At 39.3% G+C, this 19,170-nt stretch carries 15 protein-coding genes and 5 tRNA genes; all 20 read right to left on the reverse strand.

The features are described from left to right. Positions 1-55 precede the first annotated feature (55 nt). Positions 56-4,354: a DNA-directed RNA polymerase subunit beta' gene (rpoC, locus tag SJY45_RS08255; RefSeq protein ID WP_400074027.1), complete on the reverse strand. Its 4,299-nt coding sequence runs from the start codon at positions 4,352-4,354 to the stop codon at positions 56-58. A gap of 55 nt (positions 4,355-4,409) precedes the next feature. Next, positions 4,410-8,219, reverse strand: a complete 3,810-nt coding sequence (gene rpoB / locus SJY45_RS08260) for a DNA-directed RNA polymerase subunit beta (protein WP_215441889.1) — start codon at positions 8,217-8,219, stop codon at positions 4,410-4,412. Positions 8,220-8,363: 144 nt separating this feature from the next. Continuing rightward, the gene (gene rplL / locus SJY45_RS08265; RefSeq protein WP_215441890.1) at positions 8,364-8,741 is read right to left on the reverse strand and encodes a 50S ribosomal protein L7/L12; all 378 of its coding nucleotides are present in this window, start codon (positions 8,739-8,741) and stop codon (positions 8,364-8,366) included. A gap of 53 nt (positions 8,742-8,794) precedes the next feature. Beyond that, the gene (gene rplJ / locus SJY45_RS08270; protein WP_215441891.1) at positions 8,795-9,310 is read right to left on the reverse strand and encodes a 50S ribosomal protein L10; all 516 of its coding nucleotides are present in this window, start codon (positions 9,308-9,310) and stop codon (positions 8,795-8,797) included. A 28-nt stretch (positions 9,311-9,338) separates the two neighbouring features. Beyond that, positions 9,339-10,028: a 50S ribosomal protein L1 gene (rplA, locus tag SJY45_RS08275; protein WP_215441892.1), complete on the reverse strand. Its 690-nt coding sequence runs from the start codon at positions 10,026-10,028 to the stop codon at positions 9,339-9,341. 20 nt (positions 10,029-10,048) lie between these two features. Continuing rightward, positions 10,049-10,486 (reverse strand): 50S ribosomal protein L11, encoded by a 438-nt coding sequence (gene rplK, locus SJY45_RS08280; RefSeq protein ID WP_215441893.1) that lies wholly within the window; start codon positions 10,484-10,486, stop codon positions 10,049-10,051. 67 nt (positions 10,487-10,553) lie between these two features. Further along, the gene (gene nusG / locus SJY45_RS08285) at positions 10,554-11,105 is read right to left on the reverse strand and encodes a transcription termination/antitermination protein NusG (protein ID WP_038234863.1); all 552 of its coding nucleotides are present in this window, start codon (positions 11,103-11,105) and stop codon (positions 10,554-10,556) included. Between the two features lie 9 nt (positions 11,106-11,114). Further along, positions 11,115-11,303, reverse strand: a complete 189-nt coding sequence (gene secE / locus SJY45_RS08290) for a preprotein translocase subunit SecE (RefSeq protein ID WP_194526328.1) — start codon at positions 11,301-11,303, stop codon at positions 11,115-11,117. A 21-nt stretch (positions 11,304-11,324) separates the two neighbouring features. Next, positions 11,325-11,397 (reverse strand) — tRNA-Trp (locus tag SJY45_RS08295). Between the two features lie 70 nt (positions 11,398-11,467). Continuing rightward, positions 11,468-12,655 (reverse strand): elongation factor Tu, encoded by a 1,188-nt coding sequence (tuf, locus tag SJY45_RS08300; protein ID WP_215441894.1) that lies wholly within the window; start codon positions 12,653-12,655, stop codon positions 11,468-11,470. 55 nt (positions 12,656-12,710) lie between these two features. Further along, a tRNA-Thr gene (locus tag SJY45_RS08305) sits at positions 12,711-12,782 on the reverse strand. A gap of 69 nt (positions 12,783-12,851) precedes the next feature. After that, positions 12,852-12,924 (reverse strand) — tRNA-Gly (locus SJY45_RS08310). A gap of 53 nt (positions 12,925-12,977) precedes the next feature. Next, a tRNA-Tyr gene (locus SJY45_RS08315) sits at positions 12,978-13,059 on the reverse strand. 26 nt (positions 13,060-13,085) lie between these two features. Continuing rightward, positions 13,086-13,159, reverse strand: a tRNA-Thr gene (locus tag SJY45_RS08320). A 101-nt stretch (positions 13,160-13,260) separates the two neighbouring features. Next, positions 13,261-13,563, reverse strand: coding sequence for a ribosome hibernation-promoting factor, HPF/YfiA family (gene hpf, locus SJY45_RS08325; protein ID WP_215441895.1), 303 nt, complete (start codon positions 13,561-13,563; stop codon positions 13,261-13,263). Positions 13,564-13,608: 45 nt separating this feature from the next. Next, positions 13,609-14,499 carry a tyrosine-type recombinase/integrase gene (locus SJY45_RS08330; RefSeq protein ID WP_400074032.1) on the reverse strand — a complete coding sequence of 297 codons (891 nt, stop codon included), beginning with the start codon at positions 14,497-14,499 and terminating at the stop codon, positions 13,609-13,611. 136 nt (positions 14,500-14,635) lie between these two features. Beyond that, positions 14,636-14,830, reverse strand: a complete 195-nt coding sequence (gene rpsU / locus SJY45_RS08335; RefSeq protein WP_038234876.1) for a 30S ribosomal protein S21 — start codon at positions 14,828-14,830, stop codon at positions 14,636-14,638. A gap of 134 nt (positions 14,831-14,964) precedes the next feature. Further along, positions 14,965-16,134, reverse strand: coding sequence for an acyl-CoA dehydrogenase family protein (locus SJY45_RS08340; protein WP_400074034.1), 1,170 nt, complete (start codon positions 16,132-16,134; stop codon positions 14,965-14,967). 11 nt (positions 16,135-16,145) lie between these two features. Beyond that, positions 16,146-16,946, reverse strand: a complete 801-nt coding sequence (locus SJY45_RS08345) for a ComEA family DNA-binding protein (protein ID WP_400074036.1) — start codon at positions 16,944-16,946, stop codon at positions 16,146-16,148. Positions 16,947-17,040: 94 nt separating this feature from the next. Next, positions 17,041-19,113 carry an amino acid carrier protein gene (locus SJY45_RS08350; RefSeq protein WP_400074037.1) on the reverse strand — a complete coding sequence of 691 codons (2,073 nt, stop codon included), beginning with the start codon at positions 19,111-19,113 and terminating at the stop codon, positions 17,041-17,043. Positions 19,114-19,170: the final 57 nt, after the last annotated feature.

Raw genomic sequence — 19,170 nt, forward strand, 5'->3', positions numbered from 1 at the left:
TGTAAAAAAAAATAAACCCTCAATAGAAACTATTGAGGGTTTTAATTATTTGAGTTTAAAATTTCAAGGCCTCTTTGCGCGCCATGATTTCATCATACTCTTCTTTAGAGCCAACTATGATGTTCTCATAGTCTCTCATACCTGTACCTGCTGGAATCTTATGTCCAACAATAACATTCTCCTTCAAGCCTTCCAATGTATCTACTTTACCACTTACAGCAGCTTCGTTCAATACTTTAGTAGTTTCTTGGAAAGATGCTGCAGATATAAACGATTTAGTCTGTAGAGACGCACGTGTAATACCCTGTAGAATTGGCGTAGCCGTAGCCGCAACCGCATCGTTGGCCGTAACTAGATTCTTATCCGAACGTTTCAAGACAGAATTTTCATCTCTCAATTCACGAGCAGTAATAATCTGACCAGGTTTAAGGTTTTCTGAATCACCTGCATCTACAACAACCTTCTTACCAAAGATCTCATCGTTTTCCTGAATAAAGTCATCCTTATGAACCAATTGGTTTTCTAAGAAGATAGTGTCTCCCGGATCTTGAATACGAACTTTACGCATCATCTGTCTAACAACAACCTCAAAGTGCTTATCATTAATCTTCACACCCTGCAGACGGTATACTTCTTGAACTTCGTTCACTAAGTACTGTTGTACTGCTGATGGGCCTTTGATCTTAAGGATATCCTCTGGAGTTATAGAACCATCTGACAATGGCATACCGGCACGAACATAATCGTTCTCCTGTACCAAAATCTGATTGGAAAGCTTTACCAAGTATTTCTTGACCTCACCTAACTTAGATTCAATAATGATCTCACGGTTACCTCTTTTGATTTTCCCGAAAGAAACAACACCATCAATTTCTGAAACAACCGCTGGGTTAGAAGGGTTACGCGCTTCAAAAAGTTCGGTTACCCTTGGAAGACCACCGGTAATATCACCTGCCTTAGCAGATTTACGTGGTATCTTAACAAGTGTCTTACCTTCTTTAATCTTATCTCCATCATCTACCATAATGTGCGATCCAACCGGAAGGTTGTACGAACGTAATGTTTCACCTTTATTATCTTGGATCAACAGAGTTGGTATCAATTTCTTGTTACGAGATTCAGAGATTACTTTTTCCTGGAAACCAGTCTGTTCATCAATCTCTACTTGATAAGTAACACCTTGCTCAATATTCTCGTAAGCAATCTTACCTGGGAACTCAGAAACAATTACACCGTTATATGGATCCCAAGAACAAACAACATCGCCTTTAGTAATGGTTGCGCCATTCTCTATGAACAATTGCGAACCGTAAGGTATATTGTTAGTACTTAAAGTAATACCGGTTTTCTTATCTACAACTTTAATTTCAGAGGTTCTAGAAATAACAATAGTGGCAGGATTACCCTCATTGTCCGTTCCTATAACCGTTCTTAAATCTTCTATTTCCGCTACACCGCTAAATTTAGCGATCAACTTGTTATCTTCAGAAATGTTACCTGCAATACCACCCACGTGGAATGTACGTAACGTAAGCTGTGTACCTGGCTCACCAATGGATTGTGCTGCTACAACACCTACTGCCTCACCTCTTTGAACCATTTTATTGGTAGATAGGTTTCTACCGTAACATTGAGCACAAATTCCTTTAGGCGCTTCACATGTTAATGCAGAACGCACTTCTACTTTCTCAACAGGAGACTCTTCAATTCTCTTAGCATCGGCCTCCATTATTTCCTGACCAGCAACAAGTAATTGCTCCTCAGTTAACGGATCAAATACATCATGTAATGAAACCCTACCTAAGATACGAGCTCCAAGAGATTCCACAACTTCTTCATTCTTCTTAAGGGCAGAAACTTCAACCCCTCTTAAAGTCTCACAATCTGTAATGTTAATGATTACATCTTGAGAAACATCTACCAAACGACGTGTTAAGTAACCTGCATCCGCCGTTTTAAGGGCAGTATCCGCAAGACCTTTACGAGCACCGTGAGTAGAAATAAAGTATTCAAGGATGGAAAGACCTTCCTTAAAGTTAGAAAGAATTGGGTTTTCAATAATCTCACCACCTCCGGCAGTAGATTTTTTAGGCTTGGCCATCAAACCACGCATACCTGTTAACTGACGAATCTGCTCTTTAGAACCCCTTGCACCAGAATCAAGCATCATGTACACCGAATTGAATCCTTGCTGATCCTCACGAATACGCTTCATAGCAAGTTCCGTTAACATGGCATTGGTAGATGTCCAAACATCAATTACCTGATTGTAACGTTCATTGTTAGTAATAAGACCCATGTTATAGTTGGTCATAATACCTTCTACCTGAACATTGGCATCGGCAATCATTTCATGCTTCTCTTGAGGAATAATAATATCACCCAAGCTAAATGATAGTCCACCTTTAAAAGCGAACTCATATCCCATTGTCTTAATCTTATCCAAGAAATCGGCAGTGGTCGGAACATCAGTTACAGCCAAAATTCCACCAATAATATCTCTTAAAGACTTTTTGTTCAATACGTCGTTAATGTACCCTGCTGCCTCCGGAACTTCCATGTTGAACAAAACTCTACCTACCGTGGTTGGTATTATTTTGTAAACCAACTCTCCATCTTCATTAAAGTCCTTAGCTCTAACCTTGATACCTGCGTTCAAGTTTACTTTACCTTCATTAAAGGCAATTTCAACTTCTTCCGCTGAATAAAAAGTAAGACCTTCTCCCGCAATAGGAACTTCAGGTGTAGACTTTCTTTCTTTGGTCATATAGTACAGACCCAATACCATATCCTGAGAAGGTACGGTAATTGGTGATCCATTTGCAGGGTTCAAGATGTTATGCGATGCCAACATCAATAGCTGAGCCTCCAAAATAGCTTCGGGTCCTAATGGAAGGTGAACCGCCATCTGGTCACCATCAAAATCCGCGTTAAATGCCGTACAAACCAATGGGTGAAGACGTATTGCCTTACCTTCTATAAGTTTTGGCTGGAACGCTTGAATACCCAAACGGTGCAACGTAGGAGCACGGTTCAATAGTACGGGATGCCCTTTTAGTACGTTTTCAAGAATATCCCAAACAACTGGTTCTTTCTTGTCTATAATTTTCTTAGCGGACTTCACCGTTTTTACAATACCTCTTTCTATCAGTTTTCTGATAACAAAAGGCTTATAAAGTTCGGCAGCCATATCTTTAGGAAGACCACATTCAAACAATTTCATTTCCGGTCCAACAACAATTACCGAACGTGCAGAATAATCAACACGCTTACCAAGTAAGTTTTGACGGAAACGACCTTGCTTACCTTTTAATGAATCTGAAAGAGATTTTAACGGTCTGTTAGATTCCGTTTTTACAGCTGAAGCTTTTCTGGTATTATCAAAAAGAGAATCTACCGCTTCTTGAAGCATACGTTTCTCATTTCTAAGAATTACCTCAGGGGCTTTTATCTCTACCAACCTTTTTAAACGGTTGTTACGAATAATAACCCTTCTGTAAAGGTCGTTCAAATCCGAAGTAGCGAAACGACCACCATCTAGCGGCACCAATGGACGTAATTCTGGCGGAATTACCGGAATTACCTTCATAATCATCCACTCAGGTCTGTTTTCTCTATTTTCTTGAGATTCACGAAGCGCCTCAACTACTTGAAGTCTTTTTAACGCCTCTGTTTTTCTTTGTTTAGAAGTTTCAGTGTTCGCCTTATGACGTAACTGGTACGAAAGTTCTTTTAAGTCTATACGAGCTAAAAGATCTATAAGACATTCCGCACCCATTTTAGCAATAAACTTATTAGGGTCCGTATCTTCTAAATATTGATTTTCAACTGGAATAGATTCCAGAATAGTCAAGTACTCTTCTTCGGTCAAGAAATCCATCTTGTTGATTTCTTCACCTTCAGGTCCTTTGGCAATACCCGGTTGAATTACTACATAACGCTCGTAGTAAATGATCATATCCAATTTCTTGGAAGGTAATCCCAAAAGGTAACCTATTTTATTTGGCAACGAACGGAAGTACCAGATATGAGCTACAGGAACCACTAAGTTAATGTGCCCTACTCTATCTCTACGTACTTTCTTTTCCGTAACCTCAACACCACAACGGTCACAAACAATACCACGGTAACGAATTCTTTTGTATTTACCACAGGCACATTCATAATCCTTAACAGGACCAAAAATACGCTCGCAAAAAAGACCGTCACGCTCTGGCTTGTGCGTTCTATAGTTGATAGTTTCAGGCTTGAGAACTTCTCCTCTTGACTCCGCCAAAATTGCTTCTGGAGAGGCCAATCCGATAGAAATTTTATCAAACCTTTTTATTGGATTATTATCTTTTATTCTAGCCATAATCTAATGGTGATACTAATTAAAATGTGTGTTCTTCAATCGCTACAATCGGATTCTATTCTTCCAAACGGATATCTAAGCCCAAACCTTTAAGTTCGTGCATCAATACGTTAAAAGATTCCGGTAAACCGGGTTCTGGCATGGTCTCGCCCTTAACTATTGACTCATAGGTCTTGGCCCTACCGATAACATCATCCGACTTAACGGTCAATATTTCACGTAAAGTTGCCGAAGCACCATATGCCTCAAGAGCCCAAACTTCCATCTCTCCAAAACGCTGACCACCAAACTGAGCTTTACCACCCAATGGCTGTTGTGTAATTAAAGAGTAAGGTCCTATAGAACGTGCGTGCATTTTATCATCTACCATGTGACCAAGTTTTAGCATATAAATCACACCAACTGTAGCCGGCTGATCAAAACGCTTACCTGTTCCACCATCATGAAGGTAGGTATGGCCAAATCTTGGAATACCAGCTTCATCTGTGTATTCATTAATTTGATCTAATGTAGCACCATCAAAAATTGGTGTAGCATATTTTTTACCCAACTTAAGACCGGCCCAACCTAATACGGTTTCGTAAATCTGACCAATGTTCATACGAGAAGGTACACCTAATGGGTTCAATACAATATCAACCGGTGTTCCATCTGCCAAGAAAGGCATATCCTCTTGACGTACGATACGAGATACAATACCTTTGTTACCGTGACGTCCCGCCATTTTATCCCCAACTTTAAGCTTACGCTTTTTGGCAACATAAACTTTAGCCAGCTTCATAATTCCTGCAGGTAATTCATCACCAACAGAAATTGTAAACTTGTCTCTTCTTAGGTTTCCTTGAAGATCGTTAAGCTTTATCTTATAGTTGTGAAGCAAATCTGCAACAGACTCGTTGGTATCCTTGTCCATTGTCCAGCTACCACCTACCAAGTGAGCAAAATCGTCTACGGAGTTTAACATTTTAAGTGTATACTTCTTACCTTTTGGTAATACTTCTTCACCTAAATCATTCAATACACCTTGAGACGTCTTACCATTGATCAAAGTAAAAAGCTTCTCTATCAAGATGTCTTTCAACTCTTGAAACTTTACTTCGTACTCTAATTCTAACTTATTAAGCTCTTCTTTATCTTCGGAACGCTTACGCTTATCCTTTACAGAACGAGAGAATAACTTCTTATCAATAACAACACCTCTTAGAGATGGCGAAGCTTTTAAAGATGCATCTTTGACATCTCCCGCTTTATCTCCAAAAATTGCTCTCAATAATTTTTCTTCAGGAGTTGGATCAGACTCTCCTTTTGGAGTAATCTTACCAATTAGAATATCACCAGGCTTAACCTCCGCACCAATACGGATCATACCGTTTTCGTCTAAATCCTTAGTAGCTTCCTCAGAAACGTTAGGAATATCATGGGTTAACTCCTCTGCACCTAATTTTGTATCTCTAACTTCCAAAGAATACTCATCTACGTGAATAGATGTAAAGATATCTTCACGAACTACTTTTTCAGAAATTACGATTGCATCCTCAAAGTTATACCCTTTCCAAGGCATGAAAGCCACGGTAAGGTTACGACCTAGTGCCAATTCGCCTTTTTCTGTAGCATATCCTTCACACAGAACCTGACCTTTTTTAACTTTATCACCTCTTCTTACAATTGGCTTCAAGTTAATACTGGTTCCTTGGTTAGTTTTTCTGAACTTAACCAAGTTGTATGATTTAGAATCTTCTTCAAAACTTACCAAACGCTCAGCATCGGTGCGATCATATTTTACAGTAATCATCTTGGCATCTACATACTCTATAGTACCATCTCCTTCTGCATTGATCAATACCCTAGAATCAGAAGCAACCTGACGTTCAAGACCGGTACCTACAATTGGTGCCTGTGGTCTTAACAATGGTACGGCTTGGCGCATCATGTTAGATCCCATCAATGCACGGTTGGCATCATCATGTTCCAAGAAAGGAATAAGCGATGCGGAAATAGATGCAATCTGGTTAGGAGCAACATCCGTATAGTTGATTTCACTTGGATCAACAACAGGAAAATCTCCCTCTTCACGTGCAATAACCTTATCTGTATTTATCTGACCGTCTTCTTTTAAAGGAATGTTAGCCTGAGCTATTTTCATTCCTTCCTCTTCCTCAGCACTCAGGTATACAAACTCTTCTGTATTCACCTTAGCGTTATCTACCTTGCGGTAAGGAGTTTCCAAGAAGCCCATTGGGTTTACTTTAGAAAATACTGCAAGTGAAGATATCAAACCAATGTTTGGACCTTCAGGAGTTTCAATAGGACAAAGTCTACCGTAGTGCGTATAGTGAACATCACGAACCTCAAAACCTGCACGCTCTCTAGAAAGACCACCTGGCCCTAGTGCCGACAATCTACGTTTGTGCGTAATCTCTGCCAACGGATTGGTTTGATCCATAAACTGAGATAACTGGTTAGTTCCAAAGAATGAATTAATCACAGAAGACAAGGTCTTTGCATTAATCAAATCTATGGGAGTAAACACCTCGTTATCACGTACGTTCATACGCTCACGAATAGTTCTTGCCATACGGGCAAGACCAACACCAAACTGAGACGACAACTGCTCACCAACCGTACGAACACGACGGTTAGAAAGGTGATCAATATCATCAATCTCTGCTTTAGAGTTAATAAGCTCGATCAAGTATTTAATAATAGTTATGATATCTTCTTTAGTCAAGACCTGCTTGTCCATTCCAATATCCAACTGTAATTTCTTGTTCATTCTATAACGACCAACTTCACCTAAGTTGTAACGTTGATCAGAGAAAAATAATTTATCTATAATACCACGAGCAGTCTCCTCATCGGGCGGCTCCGCATTACGTAATTGACGATAAATGTGCTCAACAGCTTCTTTTTCTGAGTTTGTTGGATCCTTCTGTAATGTATTGTGGATTATAGAATAATCTGACTGTGCATTACTCTCCTTGTGAAGAAGGATAGTTTTTACGTCAGCTTCCAAAATCTCCGCAATATGGTCCTTTTCCAAAACCGTATCACGATCAATAACAATTTCGTTTCTTTCTATAGAAACAACTTCGCCGGTATCCTCATCAACAAAATCTTCGTGCCAAGTGTTCAATACCCTAGCAGCCAATTTGCGACCTAATACTTTCTTTAGACCGGCGTTTGAAACTTTAACCTCTTCAGAAAGGTCAAAAATCTCAAGAATATCTTTATCTCTCTCAAAACCAATAGCTCTGAAAAGAGTAGTTACTGGCAACTTCTTCTTACGATCAATGTACGCATACATTACACCGTTAATATCTGTTGCAAATTCTATCCACGAACCTTTAAACGGTATAACCCTGGCAGAATATAATTTGGTACCGTTTGCATGAAATGACTGACCAAAGAAAACACCTGGAGAACGGTGCAACTGAGAAACTACAACCCTTTCCGCTCCATTGATAACAAATGTACCACTAGGTGTCATATAAGGTATAGTACCCAAATACACATCTTGCACGATAGTTTCAAAATCTTCGTGCTCAGGATCGGTACAGTATAATTTTAATCGTGCTTTTAACGGAACACTATATGTAAGACCACGCTCTATACATTCTTGGATAGAATATCTTGGCGGATCTATGAAGTAATCTAAAAATTCAAGTACGAACTGGTTTCTGGTGTCCGTAATAGGGAAGTTTTCCATGAAGGTATTGTACAAGCCTTCATTGCCTCTTTCATCAGATTTTGTTTCTAACTGAAAAAAGTCTTGAAACGATTTTATCTGGATGTCCAAGAAATCCGGATACTCCGGCGTGTTCTTAGCGGATGCAAAATTTATTCTCTCAGTCTGTTGTGTGAACATCTATGGACAGTATTTTGAACGTGAATACTAAAAAGGGGTCGTATACTTCTTCATATACGTGGGTCTTACTTGTATAAAAAGGCTTAGGTCTAGCTCCGCCATAAGCGAAGAAAGACCTAAACCAAATTGTTATGGTTGCTGATACTATTTAAGCTCAACTTCTGCTCCTGCTTCTTCCAAAGATTTTTTGATTCCTTCAGCTTCGTCTTTAGAAACACCTTCTTTTACAGCTTTAGGTGCGCTATCTACGATGTCTTTAGCATCTTTCAATCCAAGACCAGTTAATTCTTTAACCAATTTAACTACAGCTAGTTTAGAACCACCTGCTGCTTTCAAGATTACGTCAAATTCTGACTTTTCTTCAGCGGCTTCAGCGGCTTCACCACCACCACCAGCGGCAACAGCTACAGCTGCAGCTGCAGGCTCAATACCGTACTCTTCTTTCAATATATCAGCCAACTCGTTTACCTCTTTTACGGTCAAGTTAACCAACTGTTCTGCGAAATCTTTTAAATCTGCCATTTTTACTATCGTTTAATAAATTTTTAAAATATACTTAGTTTACTAGTGCGTTCTTATCTTTCTGATAATGTTTTAAGGATACCTGCCAGTTTACCACCGCCAGATTTAAGTCCAGAAATAACGTTTTTGGCTGGGGATTGTAACAATCCAATAACCTCACCGATCATTTCTTCTTTAGACTTGATGCTTACAAGCGCATCCAAATTCTCATCACCAATATATACTGATTCCTCAACATAGGCTCCTTTCAACAAAGGCTTGTTTGACTTCTTTCTAAAAGTCTTTATAAGTTTTGCTGGAACGTTACCTACTTCGGAGAACATTAACGAAGTATTGCCCTTAAGCACTCCGGGAAGTTCACCAAATTCTCTTTCGGAAGCTTCCATTGCTTTTGCAAGCAATGTATTTTTGACTACTGCCAATTTTACGTCAGCTTTGAAACAAGCTCTTCTCAAATCTGAAGTTTGCGTTGCGTTCAAACCTGATATATCAGCTAAATAAATAGTTGAATTTTCGGCCAACTGTGAAGTCAAATCCTGTATTACGTTTGCTTTTTCTTCTCTTGTCATACTGTAAATTTTGAACTACCCAGTTCGATTAAACGGTCTTTGGATCTAACTGAACACTTGGGCTCATGGTACTTGACATGAAAATACTTTTCATGTAAACACCTTTAGCAGCTGCAGGTTTCATCTTTACTAGAGTATCTAACAACTCTCTAGCGTTTTCTTCCAATTTATCCGCAGAGAAAGAAGCTTTCCCTACAGCAGCATGAACGATACCTGTTTTATCAACTTTAAAGTCAATTTTACCAGCCTTTACATCAGATACAGCTTTCGCAACATCCATAGTAACTGTTCCCGTCTTTGGATTAGGCATAAGACCTCTTGGACCTAAAACTCTACCTAAAGGACCTAATTTACCCATAACGCTTGGCATAGTGATGATAACATCAACATCTGTCCAACCGCCTTTAATTTTATCCAAATACTCATCTAATCCCACAAAGTCAGCACCGGCCTCAGTAGCCTCCGCTTCTTTATCTGGTGTTACCAAAGCCAAAACTTTAACATCTTTACCAGTACCATGAGGAAGTGTTACAACCCCACGTACCATTTGGTTCGCTTTTCTTGGATCTACACCCAAACGCACAGCCAAATCTACAGACGCATCAAATTTTGTATTGGTAATCTCTTTTATTAAAGCTGCACCTTCACCTACAGAATAAAGTTTATCTTTATCTATCTTGGCGTGGGCCTCTTTTTGTTTCTTAGTTAATTTTGCCATTTCAAATTGCTTTTAAGATTTTAGAAAGGTCGCTTACCTGCAACTTTAAGACCCATAGACCTTGCAGTACCGGCTATCATGCTCATTGCAGATTCTACCGTAAACGCATTAAGGTCTACCATTTTGTCCTCGGCAATTGCTTTAACTTGATCCCAAGTAACATTACCAGATTTTACACGATTAGGCTCACCTGATCCTTTTTTAATCTTAGCCGCTTCCAATAGCTGAACTGCCGCTGGTGGTGTTTTAACGACGAAGTCAAAAGACTTGTCCTTATATACGGTGATAACAACAGGTAATACCTTACCCTGTTTGTCCTGCGTACGAGCATTGAACTGCTTACAGAACTCCATGATGTTAACACCGGCAGCACCTAAGGCGGGTCCAACCGGTGGCGACGGATTCGCTGCACCTCCCCTAACTTGTAGTTTAACTACTTTACCTATTTCTTTTGCCATTGTTTAAAATTAAATTTAAGCTGTATCAAATTGGAAGCAACACAACTTTAAATATGTAACACTTAACTTATACTTTCTCTACTTGCATATAACTTAATTCCAATGGTGTTTTTCTTCCGAAAATCTTAACCATTACCTCAAGCTTACGCTTCTCTTCGTTGATTTTTTCAACTGTACCGTTAAATCCGTTAAACGGACCATCAATAACCTTAACCGTTTCACCATGCGTGAAAGGTATAGCTACCGTATCTGTATTAACAGCCAACTCATCTACCTTACCTAACATTCTGTTCACTTCGGTCTTTCTTAACGGAACAGGATCACCTCCTTTTGTTTCCCCTAAGAAACCGATTACGTTCGTAATAGAACGTATAATGTGAATCATTTCACCACCTAAATTGGCCTTAATCATTATATATCCCGGAAAATAAACCCTTTCTTTATTGATTTTTTTTCCATTTCTAATCTGAATCACTTTTTCCGTAGGAACAAGCACATCTTCTAAATAATCAGAAAAACCATGGCGCTCTACCTCACTTTCAATATAGCCTTTGATTTTATTCTCTTGCCCACTGACAGCTCTCACTACGTACCATTTCTTTTCCAATACTTCTGACATAGCGATCGACTAGTTTAAGATGTTATCGAAATACAAACGAACCAATTTGCTGAATGCACTATCTACCCCCCAAGTTGCCAAGGCGAACAAAATAGAAAATACCGCAACCACAACCATAAGATTGGATGATTCGGCTCTTGAAGGCAAAGTAACATTGTTACGAAGCTCCTCTATAGATTCTTTTATATACGTTAACATAATGATTCTTACTTAAATTCGCACGGGAGGAGAGACTCGAACTCCCGACACCTGGTTTTGGAGACCAGTGCTCTACCAACTGAGCTACACCCGTTTATAATTGCATTTAAAGGTGTCCCACTAAAGCAGAACACCCTTAAAATACATTATCCTATAATACTAAATTAGTCTATAATCTTAGTAACCTGACCGGCACCTACTGTTCTACCACCCTCACGGATAGCGAAACGTAGACCTACACTAAGAGCAATAGGCTGAATAAGCTCTACTGTAATAGTAAGGTTATCACCAGGCATAACCATCTCAACACCTGAAGGCAAAGAAATGTTACCAGTTACATCAGTAGTTCTTACGTAGAACTGTGGACGGTAGTTATTGTGGAATGGTGTGTGACGACCACCTTCTTCTTTCTTAAGAACATAAACCTCAGCCTCAAACTTAGCGTGTGGTTTAACAGAACCTGGCTTACAAATAACCATACCTCTGCTAATCTGAGCTTTTTCAATACCTCTTAACAAGATACCTACGTTATCTCCAGCTTCACCTCTATCCAATATCTTACGGAACATCTCAACACCAGTGATAGTAGAAGTCAATTTCTCAGCTCCCATACCAATAATCTCAACTGGATCACCAGTATTAGCTACACCAGTCTCAATACGACCAGTAGCAACAGTACCACGACCAGTAATCGTAAATACATCTTCAACAGGCATCAAGAAATCTTTATCAACATCTCTAGCAGGCAATTCGATCCAGCTATCAACAGCTTCCATCAATTCCATTACAGTATCAACCCATTTTTGCTCACCGTTAAGTGCACCTAAGGCAGAACCAGAAATTACAGGACCGTTATCACCATCATACTCGTAGAAAGAAAGCAATTCTCTTACTTCCATCTCAACAAGCTCTAAAAGCTCCTCATCATCAACCATGTCAACTTTGTTCAAGAAAACAACGATTCTTGGAATACCAACCTGACGTCCTAAAAGGATGTGCTCACGTGTTTGTGGCATAGGACCATCAGTAGCAGCAACAACAAGAATAGCACCGTCCATTTGAGCAGCACCAGTAACCATGTTCTTTACGTAATCGGCGTGACCAGGACAGTCAACGTGAGCGTAGTGACGGTTAGCTGTTTGATACTCAACGTGAGAAGTGTTAATAGTAATACCTCTCTCTTTTTCCTCAGGAGCGTTGTCAATAGAGTCAAAGCTTCTAAGCTCAGACAAACCTGCATTTGCCAATACTGTAGTAATAGCAGCAGTCAATGTTGTTTTACCGTGATCTACGTGTCCAATAGTACCTATATTCAAGTGCGGTTTGGAACGATCAAAAGTTTCCTTTGCCATTTTTAATGAATTTTAATCTTAGTTATATATTAGTGTACAAATAATGCCTTTATTGAGCCAACGACGGGAATTGAACCCGTGACCTCTTCCTTACCAAGGAAACGCTCTACCCCTGAGCTACGTCGGCTTATTAGGTTCAAGGTTCAAGGTTCAACGCTGTAGATTTTGAAACCACAAACATTACCTTGGCTATTAGAGCGGGAGACCGGGTTCGAACCGGCGACATTCAGCTTGGAAGGCTGACGCTCTACCAACTGAGCTACTCCCGCAATTATAATAATCCAATATTTCAATACCCGAAAAACGGGTTTTCTAAAAAAAGTGGGGAGAGCAGGATTCGAACCTGCGAAGACGTAGTCAGCAGATTTACAGTCTGCCCTCGTTGGCCGCTTGAGTATCTCCCCAAACCAATTTTTTAAAGAACTTTTAGAGCCGATGGAGGGACTCGAACCCACGACCTGCTGATTACAAATCAGCTGCTCTAGCCAGCTGAGCTACATCGGCCTTTCTATGCTATTTTCGGCATAAAAAAGTCCGCTATTTCTAACGGACTGCAAATGTATACGTTTTTTTGTTTATTCAAAACAAAATTCGAAAAAATTTTATCATGCTTGAACACGAGATTTTTCTTTGTGTTTTATCAGCTTCCTTTCCAAGGAGTTACAAGCGGAGTCAACTGCCTCCTCAAATTTCTTACATTGCTTTTTTATCATGAATTTATCTCCGGGGATGTTCAATTTAATCTCCACTATTTTATTTTCCTTTGAACTCGTGTTTTCGACTTTCAAGTACACGTCTGCGCTAATTACCTTATCATAAAAGGTCTCAAGCTTATCCAATCTGTTTTGTAAAAAGTCTATAAGCGTTCTATCCGCATTAAAATTGACTGATTGCGCATTTACTTTCATAGGTTATAATTTTTAAGTTAAACAATGTAATGTAAAATAGTGCTGCTACCCCTTACTTCTTGGATGGGCATTTGCGTGTACCTTTTTTAATTCAGCAATGCTATTGTGTGTATACACTTGGGTAGATGCTAAACTTGCATGCCCCAACAGCTCTTTTACCGAATTCATATCTGCCCCTTTATTAAGCAGATGGGTAGCGAAAGTGTGCCTTAAGATATGGGGACTCTTTTTAACCTTAGAGGACACCTCACTAAAATACTTATTTATTAATCGATAAACAAGATTTTCATATAGTTTATTGCCCGACTTCAACAAAAAAACATAGGCTTTATCGGTTATTTCACCAAGTGTTTCCCTTTCAATTAAATACCTTTCCAAAAGCGTTACCACAGAAGGCAACAGGGGCACCATACGCTCCTTGTTTCTTTTACCCAAAACTTTTAAAAGCCTTTGAGAAAAATCAATATCCACAAGCTTTAAGTTGATAAGCTCCGCCCTACGCATTCCGGTAGTATAGAACAACTCAATAATCAAACGATTCCTAACTCCTTCAAAATCATCCGGGAAATCAATCTGGGAAAGGATTTTATCCATTTCAGTTTCAGAAAAAGGAACTTCTATTTTTTTTGATGTTTTTAAAGCTTTGTGCCTAGCTAACGGATTCACATCCAACTCCCCTATATTCTGTAAGAATTTATAGTATGCCTTTAGGGAGGCTATTTTTCGGTTCACAGACCTATTGGTAATACCCGAATCTACCAGAACCACAATCCAGCTTCTTATGATTCCGTAAGCTATATCATCAATATTTTTATTTTGATAATGCTCATCACAAAAAGCACTAAACGCTTCCAAATCTCTTTTATACGCCGTTACCGTATGAGCAGAATAGTTCTTTTCTAACGCTAAATATGATATAAAGGATTCCTGAGACATATTACGAAGTTAACAATAGTAAGACTAACAACGCTACGGCAAAAAGGAGATTGCGCAGACAGACAAAATTATTGAAACAAAAAAAAGCCCATCATAAATGATGGGCTTCTTCTATTTGTACACTAAACAAAGTCTCTTAGATTTCTTCTTTATCTCTTAAACCTTGAATGTATTCTGCTTTCTGTATCTGCGCTCTGCGCTCAACGGAAGGTTTTGTGAATTGTTGACGCTTACGCAATCTGCGCATCGTACCCGTTTTATCGAATTTACGCTTGAAACGTTTCAAAGCCCGATCGATGTTTTCTCCTTCTTTTACTGGTATAATTAACATTGGCTACAACCTCCTTTCTTTATGATTAAGGCGGCAAATATATAAACTAATTTACAATTGAGCACTACGTATTTGCAAATATACCAAGAAACAATTCCCTGAAAAATACGAAAACCCTTCTACTTAAGGGCTTCTTACCCTTTTGGAGCTCTGTATTCTTTTTTATCTATAACGATTTTGGCAATTATCTCCTTGAGTATTTCAGACGTTCCACCACCAATTGGCCCAAGACGACTGTCCCTGAACATACGTGCCATAGGATAATCTTCTATATAGCCATAACCGCCCAAAAACTGCAGACAGTCATAAGCCACCTTATCGGCCATTTCAGTAGATTTTAATTTAGATATAGTAGCCTCCCTAACCACATATTCACCCTTATCCATTTTATAAACAACCCCATAGTTGTATTGTTTACACAATTCCATATCGGCATGAAGGTCTACAAACCTGTGGCGCAATGCTTGATATTGATTAATTGATTTTCCAAATGTTTCCCTTTCAGACATATATTGCAGGGCATACTCCAAAGCATACTCAGCCCTAGCATGAGCATTTACCCCCATCACCAAACGCTCTAGAGCAAAAGCCTCCATTATAAAAGTAAAGCCTTTTCCCTCCTCACCCATAAGATTCTCTGCTGGCACCTTTACATTATCAAAAGCCAGTTCGGCGGTATCGGACGCCCTCCAACCAAGCTTATTCAGTTTATTGGCGGAAACACCCTCACTCTTTAAATCAACAATAAAAATACTTATTCCCTTATTACCTGCAGCAGGGTCTGTTTTGGCCGCAAGAATACAGTAATCACCATATACGCCATTGGTAATAAATGTTTTGGACCCATTAATGATATAAGTATCACCCTCTTTTACGGCAGTTGTTCGCATACCGGCCACATCACTACCTCCAAAAGGCTCGGTAACACCAAGGCATCCTATTTTCTCCCCATTTACACTGGGTGTCAAATATCTTTTCTTTTGGTCGTCATTTGCATTTTTATTCAAATGGGTCATTGCCAAATATGCATGCGCCCACATGGCAGCGGCAAAACCGCCAGAATTCACCCTTTGTAGTTCTTCCAAGAAAATAACGGTATAAAACAGATCTAAGCCCATTCCTCCGTAAGCTTCGGCCGTTGCAAGACCAAAATAGCCCATCTCACCAAACTTTTTCCAGATAAAAGGCTCTATGGTTCCCGATGCCTCCCACTTATCAATATGAGGTACTACTTCTTTCTTTAAAAAATCTCGGAGACTCTCTCTGAATAATTGATGCTCTTCCGTAAAGTACATGCTTTGCATTGACATAAAATTTATAGGGCCAAATATAACTTAATTCTATCAATCTTCTCTATTGGAAAATCTTCTATTTTTGATAATTCATCAAAAGAAAGTATAGTTCCGTTGACATTTCTGTAATTTACTATACTCTCAGCGACGTGTTTTTGAAGATATACTAATTTTGATAGTGATTTTACCGAAGCAGTATTTATATTTATTTTCTCAATAACCGGTTTTTTAATCACCTGAAACCGCTCTAAAGTACGCTCCACAACTTCTGGTTCTAGCCCATAAACATCGTACAACTGCTCATTTACCAAAAAACCGCCTAACCTATCTCTAAATTTTACGATTCTAGCGGATAGTTTCTCTCCGATCCCATTGATTTTCTTAAGCTCTTCCGTTGTTGCTGAATTTAAATCGGAAATTTGCAGGGTAGATTCCTTCCTAATATCTTTAGTTGTATAGGACGAAGCAGGTTTATTTTTATTTTTCGTCCATTCCGGAAATTTGAAATAAGGGGAAATTAGATTCAGTACCGAATCCGAAACTTTAGTCACCTTTTGAAAATCTTCCACAGAGTTCACAAACTTTCCCCCTTTCCTGAAAAGGAGCAACCTATCTATTTCCTCTACGGACAATCCCAAAACGTAGCCCTTGTAATCTGTTATATAATTAGGGTTGAAAGGAAAGATCTTAACGGAATCCTTTAATTGTTCCTGAGCCTTTAAACTATCAATCTGATCTTGGATCTGTTCATTTTCCTCAAAAGCATTATTGCTAACGGTAGGCTCTATAGAACGAAGCACAAAATAAGCCACCTGAAGTGCCACAATAATAAAAAGTAAATAAAAAATCCCACTCCGTTCTTGTTTATTGAACCTGAAGTGGGACTTAAAATTTTTCATCCGCGAAACAAAAAAGCTATTATTCCTTAGCGGCCATTTGTTTCTTAAAAAGCTCGTTGGTCTTCAATTTTTTCCAGTAGGCATTCAAATCGCCCTTAACTTCACCGGACATAATATAAAGACCAATAATATTAGGAAAGGACATTGCCAAAATCATCATATCCGAAAAATCAAGTACAGCACCTAAACTTACCGAAGCACCAATAACCACAAATACCAAGAAAAGCATTTTATAAATCATCTCTGACTTTTTACTCTTCCCAAAAAGATAAGTCCACGCACGCATACCGTAATAGGACCATGAAATCATGGTAGAAAAAGCGAAAAGGAATACCGCCAACGCCAGAACATATGGAAACCAAGATATTTGGCTACCAAAAGCGTCCGAGGTCAATTGCGCACCTGCCATTCCTTCCACCTCATGCATACCTGTAAAAATAAGTACCAAAGCGGTAAGCGTACAAACCACTACCGTATCTATAAACGGCTCAAGAAGTGCCACGAAACCTTCGGATGGAGGATGATTGGTCTTAGCTGTACTATGCGCGATTGCAGCAGATCCAACGCCTGCCTCATTTGAGAAAGCCGCTCTTTGGAAACCTATGACCAGAACCCCTACAATACCACCTTTTAAGGCAGACGGACTAAACGCTCCTTCAAATATGGCCGAAAATGCAGGACCAATATTCTGTATGTTCATTATTATAACCGCAAGCGCGGCTAGGATATATATAGAAGCCATTATAGGCACTACCCTACCGGTAACTTTTGCAATACTATTTATACCACCAATAATCACCACTCCAACAAGAATGGCCGTTAATACACCAAACCAAAAACCATGGCCTACCAAAGCAGGGAATTGACCTGCTAATTGCTCAAAGGATTGGTTGGCCTGAAACATGTTTCCACCACCAAAAGAAGCGCCAATGGCCAAAACCGCAAAGAAACCGGCTAAAATCTTACCAAACCCTTTCATATTACGTTTCTCCAGCCCGTATCTCAAATAGTTCATTGGACCACCAAAAACCCTTCCATCAGGTAATATATCTCTATATTTCACGCCTAAAGTACACTCCACAAATTTGGAGGACATTCCTAGCAAACCACATACGATCATCCAAAAGGTAGCTCCCGCACCACCAAGTGAAACCGCTACGGCTACACCGGCAATATTACCTAGACCTACCGTACCCGAAACCGCTGTTGCCAAAGCCTGAAAATGTGTTACCTGACCCGGAGCATCTGGATCATCATATTTTCCCTTGGCCAAGTCAATAGAATGTCTAAAGCCTTTAATATTGATAAAGCCCATTCTAAGGGTAAAGAATGTAGCTCCCAATACCAACCAAATTACAATGAACGGTATACCGTTAGAGATAGGATCACCGTTTGGATGAACCATAGTTAATGGCTCATCATATTTTATTTCCGCCAAATAATGCGCACCTTGCTCAATAACATGCTTTGCATTTTCTGAATTATATATCACTTTACCCTCCTGCACCAAATATTTCAACTCGCCATTAGCCGAAGCCGTAACGATTTCATCCTGGGCATCATCACTGGAAACAACAGCAATTTCATCACCCTTTTTAACTTTAGACCCTTCGGCCTTTAGCCATTTTTTGAGAACAAACTTATTTTGAATATTATTTGTCCATCCTGGCGTACCTACCAATTTAACATCTGCATAAACAACCGGGTCGTAAATACCAATTGCAGCAAAAGGGTCCCAAAAAAGAACGGAACCTAACGCGCTTACAGCGGGAGTCATGGTTCCGTTAAAAACTTCAGCTATTGCATTGGTCTCAACTTGAAATTCTTTGGTAATGGAAGTACCGGCGGCATCCGTAACCGTAACTGTATACGGAATACCTTCTACCAATCCACTGGCTCTCTTAGAGGACAATGCCGTAGATTGATTGCTCCACTTGTAGATATATGGAGGCGTTCCTCCTGTTGCATTTACCTCTATAACACCGTCATTTATTTGGTGTGACGGATTGTAAACTTTTCCTTGTACAACTAGTTCCTGAGAAAAGGCTACTACACCTAGTAGTAGGAAAAACAATAAGGTAAATTTCTTCATATTTATTTTTGTGGGTTCAGTTCTTTATCTAGTTTTTAACACAATTGCGGCAATATC

Origin of the sequence: Zobellia russellii, from assembly GCF_044597075.1 — a bacterium.
Classification (GTDB): Bacteria; Bacteroidota; Bacteroidia; order Flavobacteriales; family Flavobacteriaceae; genus Zobellia; species Zobellia russellii.